The organism is Acinetobacter sp. NBRC 110496, from assembly GCF_000876115.1.
Taxonomy (GTDB): Bacteria; Pseudomonadota; Gammaproteobacteria; order Pseudomonadales; family Moraxellaceae; genus Acinetobacter.
In genome coordinates, this window is record NZ_BBTF01000071.1 from 1 (window position 1) to 15,622 (window position 15,622).

Genomic DNA, 15,622 nt, shown 5'->3' on the forward strand with positions numbered 1-15,622 from the left:
TGCCTAGTTTCTCGAATACATCAGCTAAAAGTTTGAATTAAAATTACTTCTCAGTTGAATTTTTGCGCTGAACAAGTAATGTGCGAAATATATATCAGTAGGTTGTGAAATTGCAAACTGATCACATTTTTTACGGGGGTTTTGATCAGAATTTCCGATCATAAATAAGTTGTTGATATGAGGAAACTTTATTTTTGCTGAAACTTACTTTCAGAGCTGTTTTGTTTAATATTGCTTAAGACTGATTGTTTTTTACTTTTATAAAAAAGGCCTATTTGATTATTTTTTGATCGAAAAATAGCAGGAATTATATTTTTATGTGATTTTATTCGTATAATTTGAATAATAATTTAGATGAATAATCAAGTTTTTAGCTGAATTGTTAAGCTCGTTAACAAAAAGCGCAAAGTTCTTTTAAGAAATTTTTAAGGTTAAATCCTTAGTTTTTTAGTCATGATTAGATGAAAAAAACACCGTTAAAGGAGCTTTCAATGAACATGCTTTATACCCACAAACCGAACTATTATTTCTTTGCACACAAGTTTGTTTTATTCCTAGAAAGTCATTTAAAAAGCCATCCTACGGAACAGCAGACAAGCTTTAATTTGCAGACAATTTATGACTTATTCAGTCATGATCGTGCCTCAAGTACCACCAATCTAGAAGGTATTTTAAATATTGCAGATGAATACGTGCTTGAAACGGATGAGGGGCAGCAGTCATTGATCCAATCTTATCATGTCCATTTAGATAATCACGTGCTAACACTAGAGTTCAACCCAAAAGCTGTTGCAAGCTTGAAAGCGGGTCAAAGCATTGTAAGTCCACAAGTGGCTTAAGCATTAAGAGCAAATAAAGAGTTTATACACTTAGCAATATCGTTTACTAAGTGTTTTTTTAACAAGCTGCGTTAAATCTGTTGATCCGTTATGATAAAAAGATCAATAGAAGATATACAAAGTTTTATGAATAAAGATTTTAAGGCAGAAACCTATACGGTAGATGACAGTATTACTGACACCATTCTATGGCTGATGCAGCATCAAGACATTTTTGATTCATTTCATTTTGATGTACATACACAGGAATTGTCAGTGACACATGCAGCAGGTGTTGATGTTATTCGTATTGGAATGTTTTTAAATGCCAAATACGGCATTTTGGTGACATCAATTTAATCATATATAAAAAAAGCCTTGTCATCTGACAAGGCTTTTTTGTTTATGCACTCATGGCATCGACAGAGAGTTCTGCAACCGTCGGTTTTGGTTTTTCTGCAGTCAATCCTAATTTGGCAAATAAGACCTGATCTTTGCCTTCACCCGCATTTGGGGTGGTAAGAAGTTTTTCACCAGAGAAGAGTGAGTTTGCACCGGCCATAAAGGCAAGCGCCTGATCTGAATCGCTCAATGACTCACGACCTGCTGAAAGACGGATATAACTATGAGGCATGATGATACGTGCAACCGCAATCGTGCGAATCCATTCAATGACATCTAATTTTTCAACATTTGCCAAAGGCGTACCTTCGATTGGAACCAACATGTTAATGGGTACTGACTCTGGATGTACTGGCATGGTCGCAAGTTCATGTAACAAACCGATGCGGTCATTACGGCTTTCGCCTAATCCCACAATACCACCACTACATACTTTCATACCTGCTTGGCGAACATGATCTAAAGTATCCAGACGGTCGTCAAAAGTACGTGTGCTAATGATATGTGAATAGTATTCACGAGATGTATCTAGGTTGTGGTTGTAATAGTCCAAACCTGCATCTTTTAAGCGTTCCGCTTGAGACTGGTTCAGCATCCCTAAAGTCATACAAGTTTCTAGGCCCAATGCTTTGACTTCACGCACCATTTCCAACACATAAGGCATATCACGCTCATGTGGGTTACGCCAAGCAGCGCCCATACAGAAACGCGATGAACCCGATTCTTTTGCTGCAAGTGCTTCACGAATGACTTTATCAACAGCAATACGCTTTTCTGCTTCTAACTTAGAGTCGTAACGAGCAGATTGCGAGCAGTACTTACAGTCTTCAGGACATTTCCCTGTTTTGATTGAAAGTAATGTGCTGACCTGAATCGAATTCGCTTGGAAATGCTGACGGTGCACACCTTGGGCTTCAAATACTAAGTCTAGAAAAGGTTGGTCATATAAAGCTTGGATTTCATCACGAGTCCAGTCATTACGTAAAGTCATTGTTATATCCATGATGATTGATTACAGACATTGAGATTCATCATACAGAAATCGTGCCAAAGCCAAAGGGCAAAAAACATCATTTTTCTATTCAATGTACTTTTATTTGCTGCAATTGCTGTTGAATTGCCCAATCTATATGTACATTAACGATCTCGTCGTGCCGCGTTTTTGCATCTTGCAATTGCGTCACGATCTCAGCCGAGTATGGAGCATTTCCTAAGCCAATTGCAATATTGCGCTTAAAGGATTGGTAGCCAGTACGGCGGATTGGGCTGCCTTCAGTATTGGCGAGAAAAGTGGCTTCATCCCATTGCCAAATCTCTAATAGACTGATGTTATCCAAGTTATGTCTCGGGTCAAAGTCTGGAATTGAAGCCTTTTTAGCAAAGCTATTCCAAGGGCAAATCAACTGACAATCATCACAGCCAAAAATACGGTTACCGATACCCGATCTTAATTCCTCAGGAATGATGCCTTTATATTCAATGGTTAAATACGCAATACATTTTCTGGCATCCAGCATATAGGGTTCAACAATCGCCTGTGTTGGGCAGATGTCGATACAGGCTGTACATGAACCACAATGTGCAGTAGCAGGCTGATCAAAAGGCAGATCAAGCGAAGTGAATAATTCGCCTAAAACAAAAAAAGAACCTGATTTTTTATGGATCAGCAAAGTATGTTTACCCGTCCATCCCATACCCGCACTTTCAGCCAATGATTTTTCAAAGATAGGGGCTGAATCAGCAAAAGGACGAGATTCAAAATCGCCCACTTTTTCTTTAATACGAGTCGCTAATGTCTTTAAGCGTCCACGCATGACTTTATGATAGTCACGACCACGTGCATAGCGTGCAATAATGGCAGAATTGGGTTCAAATGGCACATAACGGGGCTTGGGTGATGCCACAAGATAGTTCATGCGCACACAAATAATGCTTTTTGTACCAGGAACGAGCAAGGTTGGATCAGCGCGCTTTTCCAAGTTTTCTTCTAAATAGTGCATATCGGCATGATAACCGCGTTCTAAATATTCTTTGAAACGTGGCATTTGATCTTGAGCATCTGGTTTGGCAATGACACAATCAGCAAAGCCCAAGTCTAATGCCTGTGCTTTGATCCAGTCTTTCAACGCTTGAGAATCAAGCTGCTGTAGCTCGATTTTGTCAGGCATTTTCTGGGACTGTGTTTGAAAAGATGTGCTTGAAGCCATAAACCGATAATAAGGAGAAAAACATGCAAGCTGTAGTTTACCATAGCCAAAGTATCCAAGCATGGGAGCAGCGTTGGTTTGCTCAGCAAAATTCATCTTTAGGACTCATGCAGCAAGCAGCTTGGACAATCTCCCAACAGTTAATTCCTCAATTCCAGCAAAATAAAATTCAAAAGATCGCAGTTTGGTGTGGGCAAGGCAATAATGCTGGCGATGGCTATTATATTGCTGCATTTCTGAAGCAGCAGGGATTTAACATCACTGTTTATGCGACTGAACTCGGCCAATCAGTAGATTTAAAACAAGCCGCAGATTATGCACAGTCTCATCAAGTTGATATTCAAAGCATTGATTATTTATTGTCAGAAAACGCAGTTCAGCAAAAAATCCCTACTTTTGATTGTCATATTGATGCCTTATTTGGCATTGGTCTCAATCGAGCACTTGATCAAAAGTGGCAAGAAATTATTCAGCTTTATAATTTGCAAACAGGTTTAAAAGTTTCAATCGATATCCCCAGCGGTTTACAGGCCAATACAGGACAAACGTTGCCCTGTGCAGTACAAGCCGATCAAACCTTTACGATTCTGGGCTACAAAGCGGGCTTGTTTACGGGTCAAGGCAAGCAATATGTGGGAAAACTACATTTGCTGAGTTTGATTCCAGTTGACCAAGACTTAAAACCATTTGCCTATCTGTCACCCGAAAAAATCGTTTTGCCAAAACGTCAGGCTTTTGGGCATAAAGGTAGTTATGGTCATGTATTGGTTGTAGGTGGACATGCCGAGATGGGAGGTGCAGTCATTATGGCTGCTGAAGCTGCTTTCCATGCAGGGGCAGGCAAAGTCAGTGTAGTCTGTCATGCCAAACATCATCAAGCCATTTTGGCACGGTCACCGAATATTATGCTGCGTGATATTAATAGCTTAGACCAAGAAGGTATCCAACAGCTATTAACACAGGTGGATGCCGTCTGTTTTGGGATGGGCTTGGGAAGAGATGAGTGGGCGGAAACGATTTATCAGCAATGGTTTAATTTGCTCAAGCAAAACTCTCATTTAGAGGTTGTACTTGATGCCGATGGCTTGTGGTTTCTGGCCAAGCATCCGCAACAATTAAACCAGCATCTCTATGCAACGCCACATTCAGGTGAGGCCGCAACACTTTTGGGGTGTACTGCTGCGGATATAGAACAAGACCGTATCGCTGCCATTCAACAGTTACAGCAAAAATATGCAGGGCAATGGGTGTTAAAAGGCGCGGGTAGTTTAATTTTAGAAGAACAATTATTTATCTGTACGCAGGGTAATGCGGGGATGGGAACAGGAGGCATGGGCGATGTACTGGCAGGCATGATTGCCAGTTTAAAAGCTCAATTTCATCAACAGATTGCTTTGCATGAAATCGTCAGTTTGCATGCGCAGGCAGGTGATCTGCTGGCTGAGAAGGGAGTAAGGGGGTTGCAAGCGCATAAAATGGGGGAAATGATTTATCATGTGGTGAATCAATAATTTTTATTGATGGTGATGAGGAGGAGTTAGATTTTTTTAATTCGATTGCTTTTAGATTAATCCCATAAATGCTGATAATAGCTTGTAAATAACCTCAAACCTTCCTCGATTTGTTTTTCAGCCTCTGTACTATGATTTCCTTCCAAGACCAACTCAAAAGCAAGAATCATTTTATTTAGATAGTCCAACCAGATGTAATTTAGCTCATCATCACTGAAATCTTGAGGATACTTTGAGTCTACAACCCATGTAGGTAGAGATATATTGTCTTTTTTAATAATTAATTTTCTATATGATCGTAATATGGGAAGAATTTTGTGAGCAATTTCTTTCTTAGAGTCAGCATAATAAGAAATGGGGACAAAGCCGTACCCTTTAATCAAATTTTCTAACTTTTCTTTAAAGTCTATACAAGGCTTGATGACCTTATCTAATAGATTACTTTTAATCATATTGGTTTTTTACTTATTTATAGGTTTGTTCCTAATTTAACGTCGTCTGGTACTGGCACGACTACGTCCACGCGCCATACCCCCTAAAGCATTGAGTACTGCCATTTTGCTCATACTGCCAGAAGCATGGGCATGACAAATTGCAGCAGCAAGCGCATCGGCAGCATCGGCCTGTGGTTTAATGGTTAAATTGAGTAGACGCATGACCATCATTTGTACTTGTTCTTTATCCGCAGCGCCGTAACCGACAACCGACTGTTTAATCTGGCGAGCGGTGTATTCTGCAACCTGTAAGTCCAGATTGACCAATGCTGCAATGGCCGCGCCCCGTGCCTGACCAAGTTTTAAAGCCGAGTCGGGATTTTGTGCCATAAATACTTGTTCGACCGCTGCTTCTGTCGGGCCATGAAATTTAACAATACGTTCCACACCTGCAAAAATACGTTTTAAACGTTCGGGCATACCTTGTGTTTCAGTACGAATGGTTCCTGCATCAACAAACCGCAGCTTATTGCCATCTTTTTCGATAATTCCATAACCTGTTAAGCGTGAACCAGGGTCAATACCAATAATTAATGACATGAAGCACTATAAAAAGAAAAGATTGCCAATATTGTTACATAATGGGGTTTTCACTGCATAATTTTTTTGTAGTATTTTGAATTATAAGAGAATAGTTGTTTTATTGAACAATTCTTAAAATTACATGTAAACAATCTCAAATTGAGGGGAGGTTTAAGTGCACTTTAGAGAATTATATAAAAGAATGAAAAATGATCAATTTGTACTTAATTTAGACGTTAGTAAGGAAAATATGCGATTTTTATAAAAAAAATTTGCATTGTGGGGGAGATGGGCGTATAAAGCATCTCATTGATCAGATGTGATGATCAAATGTTGATGCGGGATGGAGCAGTCTGGTAGCTCGTCGGGCTCATAACCCGAAGGTCGTTGGTTCAAATCCAGCTCCCGCTACCAATTTAAAAGTTAATTGAATATTAGCTCTGTGATTATTGAATTGTTGTTATCTTAAAGAGTAAGCAGCAATTAAGTTAGCTGAAATAACCCTAAAGAAAGCTAAAAATTATTAGATTCTAGAATTGTAGTTATCCTCTCTCAATTAATCTAGCGTTATAGTAAATCCAAATCGATCACTTGAGCTCAGGAATGAGTGATTTTGTGTTGAAAATTATTAATGAATGGCGTGTAGCCAAAGCCATAAATGGCAATGAGATTTGTGTGCGAATCATCCCGTTAAAGCGTCAGCAAAATACGTTGAATGGCTTTAAATGGGTGGAAGTAGGAAAGAAAGTACTGTTGGAATCAGGTCGAGAGATTGACTTTAATTTAGACGGGAATAGTTTCTATACCGATGTTAATCAACTTTATCGATTGACATAAATGGTTCACATACTTGTAGTATCTATTTAATACAGATAGATTGTATTAAATCATTATGTAAAAATTTTGATTTAATTCATAAATGAACAAAGTTTAAAAGGTTTAAAGGTATGTCTGATACAGTTACTGGTACTGTTAAGTGGTTCAACGAAACTAAAGGTTTTGGTTTTATTCAAGCTGACTCTGGTGAAGATGTTTTTGCTCATTTCAGCGAAATCCAAAGCAAGGGCTTCAAAGTATTGAATGAAGGCCAACGTGTTTCGTTTGTTCTTGGTCAAGGTAAAAAAGGACCACAAGCAACTCTAATTACTGTTATCTAATTACTTTAGACCAGTGAAAAAAAAGCTCACACTCTGTGGGCTTTTTTTGTGCCCCAAAAAAAGCTTGAAACTGCCAGTGAATGATAGATATTTGCGAGCCAAAGGAAATGAAATAATATGTTAAAAAATTATATAAAAAGCATGATTTGGAATTTGTAGTTGCTTAATCTTATGAATATTAAGATAAAAAAATAATGATGCTTACTCTTCGTTGTGAAAAATTCTGTAGAAAAATCTCATTTTAGCTGATGTAAAGAGATAGAGATTGCGTGAAAAATGTAAATTCGTGTATAGTTAAATGGACTAGAAGAATAACACTGTTGATTCAGAAAATCTTTGATCTCGTAGTTTTTAGACAAACCTTTCGTTTTATCAGATTTCCTTTCAAAGTTTATGATTCCAAGTTGCTTGCTGCTAAGCGTCCCAATTTTTTAAATATAGGTTTAAGTATATGTCTGATACAGTTACTGGTACTGTTAAGTGGTTTAACGAAACTAAAGGTTTTGGCTTCATTCATGCAGATTCTGGACAAGATGTTTTTGCTCATTTCAGCGAAATTCAAAGCTCTGGCTTTAAAGTTCTAAAAGAAGGTCAACGCGTTTCATTTATTTTAGGTGAAGGCAAGAAAGGACCACAAGCAACTCAAATTACTGTGATCTAGTAATCATTAGATCATGCGATAAAAAAAGCTCACGATTGGTGGGCTTTTTTTATCGCGATTCTTTTCAACAGGCTTTTGTTTGGCGTATTTGTTTTTCTTTTAATTAATTTTAATAAACTGCCACTTTTTGTCATAAATTAACGATTTGGTTGAAAAATTGCACTAGTCAGATATACGACTTTTTGCTAATTTATTCTTGTTAATTTATTAGGCAAATTAACAAGTGTAGTACATTTAATGAGCGTTAAAGTTATGGAAAACTTGGAGCCGTATGCTCAAGGGTTTGAGCAAGAAGTTCATGTACATTGTAAAAGATCTTTGGGTTCGTTGTTGTTCAGCTTTGTGGTCTTGATTGCGACCAGCCTATAAGAGAGAAAAGCACCTTCGGGTGCTTTTTTAATTTCTAGTCGATGCTTTTAAGCAACGATCAATTTTAACTTGCCGTTTCTTCTGATTTTGGCTGGCAATTTGTTGCTAGCTGTCGATTAACGCTATCTAAAATAGAGTGGGCATGGTGTAGCGCAAACGGTGCGTATCAGTAAGGCTATTGCGGATGATTTGTCTGGTGTGAATACGGATTATGAAATGCTCACTAAAATTCAGCGTAGCGATATTCTATTTGGCCGTTTTTTGGCGCCAATCGCGCTTGCAATGTCTAAAGGTTGATACGGCGTTACAGGAATGTTGAATCCAGGGAAAATGGTATCGTTTTAACCCGTATTCTTATTTTGGGAAAATGCCTCTTAAGTGAGAGGCATTTTTCTGTTTTTTCAAGGAAAAAGTTGCATGGTAGAAGGCTATGACGAATGACTGATTAGGCTTTATTTTGTTCTATATATGAATAAATATAATATGTTAGGCTAAATAAAAAAAGGATGAAGTCTATGGATATTATACAAGTGAAAGATTTTTCAGCAGTAACGGGGTACACACAGGCCATCATGGAAATGGATGAGTGGATTGATACACGACCTTATTTTTATATCATTAAAGAGCACTATTTGGTTGATGAGGCAATTCGGTTGGAGTTTATTATTATTCAATAATCATGATGAGTATCTTAAAGGTAGATTTAGTTTCGGATTTTTATGCAAAAGTAGATGCATTCTGGGGAAGTGTGAATATTGCTGGTAAAAACAAACTCACTTACTTGATTGAAATGTTTGAGCGTGGTGTTCAGCAAAGTGATGCTGATATGCTTGAATTTGTGGCTGATTTAGTATTTGAGATGGAGAATCAAGAGATCAGGGTTTCTGCTTTAAATCATTTATTATTGTTAGATGGGCATGACCAGCATCAAATGGTAACAAAAGAGCTGTAAGATATTGCCCATCCATCAAGTGTGGCTAGTATTGCAAAGGTTCTAGAGCAGTGTTTTAAGCGGTTTAAGTATACGGCTTCTGATGATGATGGGGTCATCACAAAATGGTTTAGTCATGCCTTAGCGGATATTGGTACTGAAGAAGCGATAGCTTTAATAAGGCAATATGCACAAAGCGAAAATGAAGAAATAGCCTGCGAGATGAAATACCGCTTAAGAAAGATAACAGATAAACAATATGGTAGTCTGATAAACAAACCTAAAATGAATGTATTTAAGAAGTTTATGAGTGCTTTAAGTAAATTATGATGAGGGGAAATATGGTTTCTTCCTGTTTCAAATCATAGACATAATAATCTAAATTATTTTGTTATCTTTGCTTTTTACTTTATCAGAATTCAAATCATGAAAAAGATCTTACTTTTAGGTGCAATTGTAGCCTCATTGGCAGCGTGTTCAGCAACACCAAATAAAGAGATGACGCCACCAAAAATTGGTATGGCAAACCCTGCCAGTAAATATTGTGTAGAGCAAGGTGGCCAGTTGGAAATTCGTAATGAAGCTAATGGTCAGGTTGGATACTGTAAGCTGCCAAACGGTAAAGTGGTTGAGGAGTGGGCATTGTTTCGTGCAAGCCAGCCAAAATGTCTAGCTGATGAAGCGACAAAGCTTATTGGTCAGTCAGGATTAAGCGAAGAGCAGATCAAACAAAAGACCAAGTCGGAAATTGTTCGCAGTGTTGGACCAAATCAGCCTGTTACTATGGATTATCGTGAAAATCGTGTAACGGTAACGATTGATCCTAAGTCTAAAAAGATTATTCAGGCGACTTGTGGCTAATTGTTAAAAGAGTATTTGGGCTCTCAATTAGATTAAATTTAATTGGGAGCTTTTTTATACGAGTGGTTACAGAAGACTTGATAAATTGAGAAATGTACCCATCAATTAGTTTATTAAGTTTATTTTATTTGTTGTGTCAAGACTGATTCATCAAGATTGCACAAGGTTTTAATTTCGAGATTTGACATGAATCTACTTCTTATCGTGGTATTTGGCACAATTGCTGAAGTTTTGGTCTGGATTGGCGTGGGTGACCTCGTTGGAAGTATGTGGTATGTGTTTTTCTGGTTTATTATCGCATTCTTCATTGGCTTGAATATGGTTCGTTCAAGTACATCAAGCATTATGCCGCAATTACAGCAAATGCAGATGAGTGGTCAAATGGGTAATGATCCAGCAGTCACCAAGAAGCTTGCAATTGCAATGTCTGGTTTTCTGTTAATGATTCCAGGCTTGATTTCTGATTTTTTGGCGGTATTGATATTGATTCCATCGGTTCAGACAGCATTCCGTAATGCTTTAATGAAAACCATGGCGAAACGTCAACAAGCCATGATGGAAAAAATGATGGGTGGAATGGGGGGAGGTGCTGCTGGCCAGAACCCGTTTGCTGATCTGATGCGTCAAATGCAGGATATGCAAAATCAGCAGAGTGGTGGTCAATACCGTGATTCAAGCATTATTGACGGTGAAGCACGTGAAGTGAAGCCTGATCAAAAGAAAATTGAATTTAAAGATGTGAACTGATTTTTTAATAAGTTTCAAATCAAGAAAAGCACACTCTCTAAAGTGTGCTTTTTTTATGCGTCATCTTTTTTATATTGCTGGCTTGATGTTTGGTTTAAACCAGCAGGTTGGCCTATCTCTTTAGTTTGTGGCTGGTAATGGCTTGGTGGTAGTGTGGTGATTTCATTTTCAGACTGTTTGTATTTTCGACTGCGATTGGCTCGTTCGCGAAATCCACCTTTGTTGATTAGTTGGGTCATGCTTATCCCACAATTCGTAAATAGCTTATTTTAGCAAATTACGTGAAAGATCAAAATAATATTAATAACTTAAAGATTTTATTGAAAATAGGAGTCTAACCAAATTGTCATAAAAATTTGTTAATTTGAATGCGTAGGTCAGAAAACAAGATTGAATTCTCGTTTTTTTTCTCTTAGGATAAAATTGCAACATTTGAAATTGTTGTAAAAAGAAAATAAAAAATAAGTGGTAGGAGGAATAAATGATGTTATATCAATATCATTGTGCATGTTGTGACAAGGTCGTCGCATCAACAGATAAAGAGTGCCCATATTGCGGTTCTCATCATATTCGTAGCCCGTATGGTTTATGGATGTTTTGTGTTGCAGCTTGTTTGGCTGTAGTTGTGGTGATCAAGCTTGCGCATTTATATACTCAACATCATCAAGAAGATCAACCTGTTCAAAACACCTCCCTATTTGAAATGTTTAAACAAGATAATACCAATTCAAGTAAATAATCTTGGGGGAAATAAAAAAGCTCGCATTTGCGAGCTTTTTTATGAAAGAGCAGTGCGGATTACAATCCAGCAGCATCTTTAAGGATTTCAACTTTGTCTGTTTTTTCCCAAGTAAACGCAGAATCAGAACCTTCGCGACCAAAGTGGCCATAAGCTGCAGTTTGCTTATACATCGGCTGAATCAGATTCAACATACGTGTGATTCCGTATGGACGTAGATCAAAGTGTTCACGCACCAATTGAATGATTAGTTCATCTGATACTTTACCAGTATTGAAGGTATTGATAGAAATCGATGTTGGTTCTGCCACACCAATTGCATAACTCACTTGGATTTCACATTTGTCTGCCAAACCAGCAGCAACAATATTTTTTGCCACATAACGGCCAGCATAAGCAGCAGAGCGGTCAACTTTCGATGGATCTTTACCAGAGAAAGCACCACCACCATGTCGTGCCATACCACCATAAGTATCGACAATAATTTTACGGCCTGTTAAACCACAGTCACCTACAGGACCGCCAATCACAAACATACCTGTTGGATTGATATGGAATTTCGTACCGGCATGGAACATTTCAGCAGGGATGATCGGCTTAACGATTTCTTCAATAATCGCTTCTTTAAGCTGAATTTGAGAAATTTCAGGGTCGTGTTGAGTAGATAGTACAACAGCGTCTAAACGTACTGGTTTGCCATTTTCATAAGCAAAAGTGACTTGGCTTTTCGCATCTGGGCGTAACCACGGTAAAATACCAGAACGACGTAATTCTGCTTGACGCTCCATTAAGCGGTGCGCATAAGAGATTGGAGCAGGCATGAGTACATCTGTCTCTCGGCTTGCATAACCAAACATAAGACCTTGGTCACCAGCACCTTGATCTTCCGGTTTCTGGCGGTCAACACCTTGTGCAATCTCGGGAGACTGTTTCCCGATCATGTTAATTACAGCACAGGTTGAACCATCAAAACCGAGGTCAGAATGGTGGTAGCCAATTCCGTTTACGGTTTGACGTACAATCGCTTCAAAGTCCACATTTGCTGTGGTTGTGATTTCACCAGCAAGAACAACCGCACCTGTTTTTACTAATGTTTCACAAGCGACACGCGCATACGGGTCTTCTTTTAGGATTGCATCTAAAATTGCATCGCTAATTTGGTCAGCCATTTTGTCTGGATGACCTTCGCTTACAGATTCTGAAGTAAAAACAGCATACTCGCGCATGAACGTCCTATCATTGGTATTTTCAAAAAGACAGAGTATGTTACATCGACTTGGCGCATAGGACTAGCACAAGCTGACTAAAAAGCATGAATTTATTTCATTTTCATGATGTTTTTATTGATATGAGTATCAGTAAAAGTGATATTTGGTGTTTTCTATATGAATAAATTTGTAATTCAGAAGTAAAATTCAGGTACTAATATTATGTGAGCTGTTTATCACATGAACATTTGCCCTCAGAATACCAAATGAATGCGGGAAAAATAAGAAATATCGTGTATTGCACTTTACCCACTGTCGTTTTTTTAAGACAATAGTCTCAGTTTTTGAAAGATGGTTTCTCATCTTCTCTCATCTTATTTGATTTAATCGGATTCTGACTTATGACAACCCCTTTAAATGAACGTCGTATTGCAAACGCAATTCGTGTCTTGGCAATGGATGCTGTGCAACAAGCAAACTCAGGGCATCCAGGTGCACCAATGGGGATGGCAGATATCGCTGATGTGGTTTGGCGTGAATTTTTAAATCATAACCCAAGCAACCCGCAATGGGCGAACCGCGACCGTTTCGTATTGTCGAATGGCCATGGTTCAATGTTGCAATACGCATTATTGCATTTGACTGGTTATGATTTATCTATTGAAGATTTAAAGCAATTCCGTCAATTACATTCTAAAACACCTGGCCACCCTGAATATGGTTATGCGCCTGGTATTGAAACTACAACAGGTCCTTTGGGGCAGGGTATTGCCAATGCGGTTGGTTTCGCTTTAGCTGAAAAAACTTTGGCCGCTCAGTTCAATAAAGACGGTTTAAATGTTGTTGATCACTTCACTTACTGTTTCTTGGGTGATGGCTGTTTGATGGAAGGTATTTCTCACGAAGTATGTTCACTTGCAGGTACTCTGGGTCTCGGTAAACTTGTTGCGTACTATGATGACAATGGTATTTCGATTGATGGTGAAGTTGAAGGTTGGTTCAGTGATGACACTGAACAGCGTTTCAAAGCGTATGGTTGGCAAGTTCTTCGTGTAGACGGCCATGATGCCGCTGCCATTCGCCAAGCAACTGTTGAAGCGAAAGCTGAAACCAATAAACCAACGATCATTATCTGTAAAACGATTATTGGTCTAGGTTCACCAAATAAACAAGGTAAAGAAGATTGCCATGGTGCACCATTGGGTAAAGACGAAATCGTTTTAACCCGTGAAGCATTAGGCTGGAAAGAAGATTCATTTGTTATTCCTGAAGATGTATATGCAGCTTGGGATGCAAAAGCAAAAGGTCAAACGTCTGAAGCAGCTTGGAATGAATTGTTCGCTCAATACCAAGCAAAATATCCAACTGAAGCGGCTGAATTATTACGTCGTATCAATGGCGATTTACCTGCTGAATTTGCTGCACAGGCAGATGCATTTATTGCTGAAACCAACGCAAAAGCAGAAACCATTGCAACACGTAAAGCAAGCCAAAATACCTTACAGGCCTTTGGTCCATTACTTCCTGAGTTATTAGGTGGTTCTGCTGACTTGGCGGGTTCTAACTTAACACTTTGGAAAGGTTGCCAAGGCGTACAAGACAACCCTGCGGGTAACTATGTGTATTACGGTGTTCGTGAATTCGGTATGACCGCAATTGCAAACGGTGTGGCTTTACACGGTGGTTTTGTTCCTTACGTTGCAACATTCTTGATGTTTATGGAATATGCACGCAATGCTGTACGTATGTCTGCATTGATGAAGCAACGTGTGATTCATGTGTATACGCACGACTCGATCGGTTTAGGTGAAGATGGTCCAACGCATCAACCAATCGAACAAATTGCATCGTTACGCGGTACGCCGAACTTAAATACTTGGCGTCCATGTGACACAGTTGAAGCAGCTGTTTCTTGGAAATCTGCACTTCAACGTAAAGATGGCCCATCAGCGTTAATCTTCTCTCGTCAAAACTTGCCATTCCAAGCACGTAATGAAGCTCAAATTCAAAACGTTGCAAAAGGTGGTTATGTACTTGCTGAAGAAAAAGGCGAGTTAAAAGCAATTATCATCGCAACAGGTTCAGAAGTTTCATTGGCGATGGAAGCATATGCACAGCTTGAAGGTGTGCGTGTTGTGTCTATGCCATGTGCTGAAGAGTTTATGAAGCAAGATGCTGCATATCGTGAAGCGGTATTACCAGCGCATATCCGCGCGCGTGTAGCGGTAGAAGCGGCTCATGTGGATTACTGGTGGAAGTTTGTTGGTTTAGACGGCAAAGTGATCGGTATGACGACTTACGGCGAATCTGCACCAGCAAAAGACTTGTTCCAATTCTTCGGTATCACCAGTGAAGCGGTTGTTGCTGCGGTTAAAGAATTGACTGCTTAATTGAATTAAGTTGTATAAAAAAGCGTCCTGATTAAGGGCGCTTTTTTTTATGATGATTAAATGGAATATAAAAATGAGACGGTTTGCATTATCAAATAAAAAAGAACGGGGAATTCCACGTAAACTAAGAAATTTTAAGTGTTGGAGTGAAAGTTTTAAAGGATATTTTCCTGATTTAGAGGGGTATAAAGAGCGATATTATAATTGGAAGATACCTGTACCCATGAATATGGTTCAAGGAAAACATGCTCAACAAGAAATAAAGGCTGAGTGTGCTCAATATCTTATTAATGCTTGTCAGTATTTAATTGAAGCAAAACCTCAAGGACTAAAATTCTGTAAAGTGGCATGTGTCATTGTGCAACCAGATATGTTTGCTAGTGAAATTTGTTTATATTTAGATGAAGATTATTTTAATGCCCATACCTTATCGGCAGGTTCTTATGATCCCCAATATCTTTTAGCGGACAGGCTAAGTTTGGCCAAAAATTGGAGGCTACAAATTCCTGATCACATGTATGAACGAGGAATACGTATTCATTATATTGATCTGAAGGATGAATCAGCGAATTATATAGCTGATCAGTGGTACTTTATTGAAACTT

21 protein-coding genes, 1 tRNA gene and 1 pseudogene are annotated in these 15,622 nt (G+C 38.7%); 17 read left to right on the forward strand and 6 right to left on the reverse strand.

Annotated elements, in window-relative coordinates; all coding sequences use genetic code 11:
• The first annotated feature begins 491 nt into the window (after positions 1–491).
• Positions 492–839 carry a hypothetical protein gene (locus tag Aba26S_RS18960; RefSeq protein ID WP_016652620.1) on the forward strand — a complete coding sequence of 116 codons (348 nt, stop codon included), beginning with the start codon at positions 492–494 and terminating at the stop codon, positions 837–839.
• Positions 840–965: 126 nt separating this feature from the next.
• Entirely contained in the window at positions 966–1,178 is a 213-nt protein-coding gene (locus tag Aba26S_RS18965) for a hypothetical protein (protein ID WP_043974304.1), read from the forward strand.
• A gap of 43 nt (positions 1,179–1,221) precedes the next feature.
• On the opposite strand, the gene bioB is transcribed toward Aba26S_RS18965, so the two are convergent.
• Complete coding sequence (gene bioB / locus Aba26S_RS18970; protein WP_043974309.1) at positions 1,222–2,211, reverse strand: biotin synthase BioB; 990 nt, start codon at positions 2,209–2,211, stop codon at positions 1,222–1,224.
• Between the two features lie 91 nt (positions 2,212–2,302).
• Positions 2,303–3,427, reverse strand: coding sequence for a tRNA epoxyqueuosine(34) reductase QueG (queG, locus tag Aba26S_RS18975; RefSeq protein WP_010590212.1), 1,125 nt, complete (start codon positions 3,425–3,427; stop codon positions 2,303–2,305).
• 23 nt (positions 3,428–3,450) lie between these two features.
• Between queG and Aba26S_RS18980 the strand changes: the two genes are divergently transcribed.
• Positions 3,451–4,938 carry a bifunctional ADP-dependent NAD(P)H-hydrate dehydratase/NAD(P)H-hydrate epimerase gene (locus Aba26S_RS18980; RefSeq protein WP_043974312.1) on the forward strand — a complete coding sequence of 496 codons (1,488 nt, stop codon included), beginning with the start codon at positions 3,451–3,453 and terminating at the stop codon, positions 4,936–4,938.
• 56 nt (positions 4,939–4,994) lie between these two features.
• On the opposite strand, the gene Aba26S_RS18985 is transcribed toward Aba26S_RS18980, so the two are convergent.
• Positions 4,995–5,390, reverse strand: a complete 396-nt coding sequence (locus Aba26S_RS18985) for a hypothetical protein (RefSeq protein ID WP_043974315.1) — start codon at positions 5,388–5,390, stop codon at positions 4,995–4,997.
• Positions 5,391–5,426: 36 nt separating this feature from the next.
• Positions 5,427–5,972 (reverse strand): crossover junction endodeoxyribonuclease RuvC, encoded by a 546-nt coding sequence (gene ruvC, locus Aba26S_RS18990; RefSeq protein ID WP_005241027.1) that lies wholly within the window; start codon positions 5,970–5,972, stop codon positions 5,427–5,429.
• 319 nt (positions 5,973–6,291) lie between these two features.
• On the opposite strand from ruvC, the gene Aba26S_RS18995 reads away from it, so the two are divergent.
• From Aba26S_RS18995 to Aba26S_RS19030, 11 genes and pseudogenes are all read left to right on the forward strand, one after another.
• Positions 6,292–6,368 (forward strand) — tRNA-Met (locus Aba26S_RS18995).
• 189 nt (positions 6,369–6,557) lie between these two features.
• Positions 6,558–6,791, forward strand: coding sequence for a hypothetical protein (locus Aba26S_RS19000; RefSeq protein ID WP_005241029.1), 234 nt, complete (start codon positions 6,558–6,560; stop codon positions 6,789–6,791).
• 110 nt (positions 6,792–6,901) lie between these two features.
• The gene (locus tag Aba26S_RS19005) at positions 6,902–7,111 is read left to right on the forward strand and encodes a cold-shock protein (protein ID WP_004653101.1); all 210 of its coding nucleotides are present in this window, start codon (positions 6,902–6,904) and stop codon (positions 7,109–7,111) included.
• A 451-nt stretch (positions 7,112–7,562) separates the two neighbouring features.
• On the forward strand, positions 7,563–7,772 hold the full coding sequence (locus Aba26S_RS19010) for a cold-shock protein (protein ID WP_005241032.1): 210 nt from the start codon (positions 7,563–7,565) through the stop codon (positions 7,770–7,772).
• 237 nt (positions 7,773–8,009) lie between these two features.
• A complete protein-coding gene (locus Aba26S_RS21585; protein ID WP_264641552.1) occupies positions 8,010–8,141 on the forward strand; it encodes a hypothetical protein in 132 nt (43 codons plus the stop codon).
• A gap of 135 nt (positions 8,142–8,276) precedes the next feature.
• Positions 8,277–8,438 (forward strand): annotated as a pseudogene (locus tag Aba26S_RS19015) (FAD-dependent oxidoreductase); the annotation flags it as partial.
• Between the two features lie 218 nt (positions 8,439–8,656).
• The gene (locus Aba26S_RS21200) at positions 8,657–8,818 is read left to right on the forward strand and encodes a hypothetical protein (protein WP_005241035.1); all 162 of its coding nucleotides are present in this window, start codon (positions 8,657–8,659) and stop codon (positions 8,816–8,818) included.
• A 2-nt stretch (positions 8,819–8,820) separates the two neighbouring features.
• On the forward strand, positions 8,821–9,093 hold the full coding sequence (locus Aba26S_RS21510; protein ID WP_005241037.1) for a hypothetical protein: 273 nt from the start codon (positions 8,821–8,823) through the stop codon (positions 9,091–9,093).
• Positions 9,094–9,114: 21 nt separating this feature from the next.
• Positions 9,115–9,402, forward strand: a complete 288-nt coding sequence (locus Aba26S_RS21515) for a hypothetical protein (RefSeq protein WP_227541446.1) — start codon at positions 9,115–9,117, stop codon at positions 9,400–9,402.
• Positions 9,403–9,498: 96 nt separating this feature from the next.
• Positions 9,499–9,933, forward strand: coding sequence for a DUF333 domain-containing protein (locus Aba26S_RS19025; RefSeq protein WP_005241040.1), 435 nt, complete (start codon positions 9,499–9,501; stop codon positions 9,931–9,933).
• 186 nt (positions 9,934–10,119) lie between these two features.
• Entirely contained in the window at positions 10,120–10,680 is a 561-nt protein-coding gene (locus tag Aba26S_RS19030) for an FxsA family protein (protein WP_043974318.1), read from the forward strand.
• Positions 10,681–10,733: 53 nt separating this feature from the next.
• On the opposite strand, the gene Aba26S_RS19035 is transcribed toward Aba26S_RS19030, so the two are convergent.
• Positions 10,734–10,919 carry a hypothetical protein gene (locus Aba26S_RS19035; RefSeq protein WP_043974321.1) on the reverse strand — a complete coding sequence of 62 codons (186 nt, stop codon included), beginning with the start codon at positions 10,917–10,919 and terminating at the stop codon, positions 10,734–10,736.
• Between the two features lie 242 nt (positions 10,920–11,161).
• On the opposite strand from Aba26S_RS19035, the gene Aba26S_RS19040 reads away from it, so the two are divergent.
• Entirely contained in the window at positions 11,162–11,419 is a 258-nt protein-coding gene (locus tag Aba26S_RS19040) for a hypothetical protein (protein ID WP_005241046.1), read from the forward strand.
• Positions 11,420–11,478: 59 nt separating this feature from the next.
• Here the strand turns inward: Aba26S_RS19040 and metK are convergent, their stop codons facing one another.
• Positions 11,479–12,645 (reverse strand): methionine adenosyltransferase, encoded by a 1,167-nt coding sequence (gene metK, locus Aba26S_RS19045; RefSeq protein ID WP_043974324.1) that lies wholly within the window; start codon positions 12,643–12,645, stop codon positions 11,479–11,481.
• Positions 12,646–13,028: 383 nt separating this feature from the next.
• On the opposite strand from metK, the gene tkt reads away from it, so the two are divergent.
• On the forward strand, positions 13,029–15,017 hold the full coding sequence (gene tkt / locus Aba26S_RS19050; protein ID WP_043974326.1) for a transketolase: 1,989 nt from the start codon (positions 13,029–13,031) through the stop codon (positions 15,015–15,017).
• A 73-nt stretch (positions 15,018–15,090) separates the two neighbouring features.
• On the forward strand, positions 15,091–15,622 hold a 532-nt coding region (locus Aba26S_RS19055), incomplete at its 3' end, for a DUF3916 domain-containing protein (protein ID WP_043974329.1).

Coding starts and splice junctions, on each gene's coding strand:
- Aba26S_RS21510 (WP_005241037.1), top strand. CDS start 8,821: ATGATGAGTATCTTAAAGGTAGATTTAGTTTCGGATTTTTATGCAAAA.
- Aba26S_RS19035 (WP_043974321.1), bottom strand. CDS start 10,919: ATGACCCAACTAATCAACAAAGGTGGATTTCGCGAACGAGCCAATCGC.
- Aba26S_RS19005 (WP_004653101.1), top strand. CDS start 6,902: ATGTCTGATACAGTTACTGGTACTGTTAAGTGGTTCAACGAAACTAAA.
- Aba26S_RS21200 (WP_005241035.1), top strand. CDS start 8,657: ATGGATATTATACAAGTGAAAGATTTTTCAGCAGTAACGGGGTACACA.
- Aba26S_RS19040 (WP_005241046.1), top strand. CDS start 11,162: ATGATGTTATATCAATATCATTGTGCATGTTGTGACAAGGTCGTCGCA.
- Aba26S_RS18960 (WP_016652620.1), top strand. CDS start 492: ATGAACATGCTTTATACCCACAAACCGAACTATTATTTCTTTGCACAC.
- bioB (WP_043974309.1), bottom strand. CDS start 2,211: ATGACTTTACGTAATGACTGGACTCGTGATGAAATCCAAGCTTTATAT.
- Aba26S_RS21585 (WP_264641552.1), top strand. CDS start 8,010: ATGAGCGTTAAAGTTATGGAAAACTTGGAGCCGTATGCTCAAGGGTTT.
- Aba26S_RS19010 (WP_005241032.1), top strand. CDS start 7,563: ATGTCTGATACAGTTACTGGTACTGTTAAGTGGTTTAACGAAACTAAA.
- Aba26S_RS18980 (WP_043974312.1), top strand. CDS start 3,451: ATGCAAGCTGTAGTTTACCATAGCCAAAGTATCCAAGCATGGGAGCAG.
- queG (WP_010590212.1), bottom strand. CDS start 3,427: ATGGCTTCAAGCACATCTTTTCAAACACAGTCCCAGAAAATGCCTGAC.
- ruvC (WP_005241027.1), bottom strand. CDS start 5,972: ATGTCATTAATTATTGGTATTGACCCTGGTTCACGCTTAACAGGTTAT.
- Aba26S_RS18985 (WP_043974315.1), bottom strand. CDS start 5,390: ATGATTAAAAGTAATCTATTAGATAAGGTCATCAAGCCTTGTATAGAC.
- tkt (WP_043974326.1), top strand. CDS start 13,029: ATGACAACCCCTTTAAATGAACGTCGTATTGCAAACGCAATTCGTGTC.
- metK (WP_043974324.1), bottom strand. CDS start 12,645: ATGCGCGAGTATGCTGTTTTTACTTCAGAATCTGTAAGCGAAGGTCAT.
- Aba26S_RS19030 (WP_043974318.1), top strand. CDS start 10,120: ATGAATCTACTTCTTATCGTGGTATTTGGCACAATTGCTGAAGTTTTG.
- Aba26S_RS19025 (WP_005241040.1), top strand. CDS start 9,499: ATGAAAAAGATCTTACTTTTAGGTGCAATTGTAGCCTCATTGGCAGCG.
- Aba26S_RS19000 (WP_005241029.1), top strand. CDS start 6,558: ATGAGTGATTTTGTGTTGAAAATTATTAATGAATGGCGTGTAGCCAAA.
- Aba26S_RS18965 (WP_043974304.1), top strand. CDS start 966: ATGAATAAAGATTTTAAGGCAGAAACCTATACGGTAGATGACAGTATT.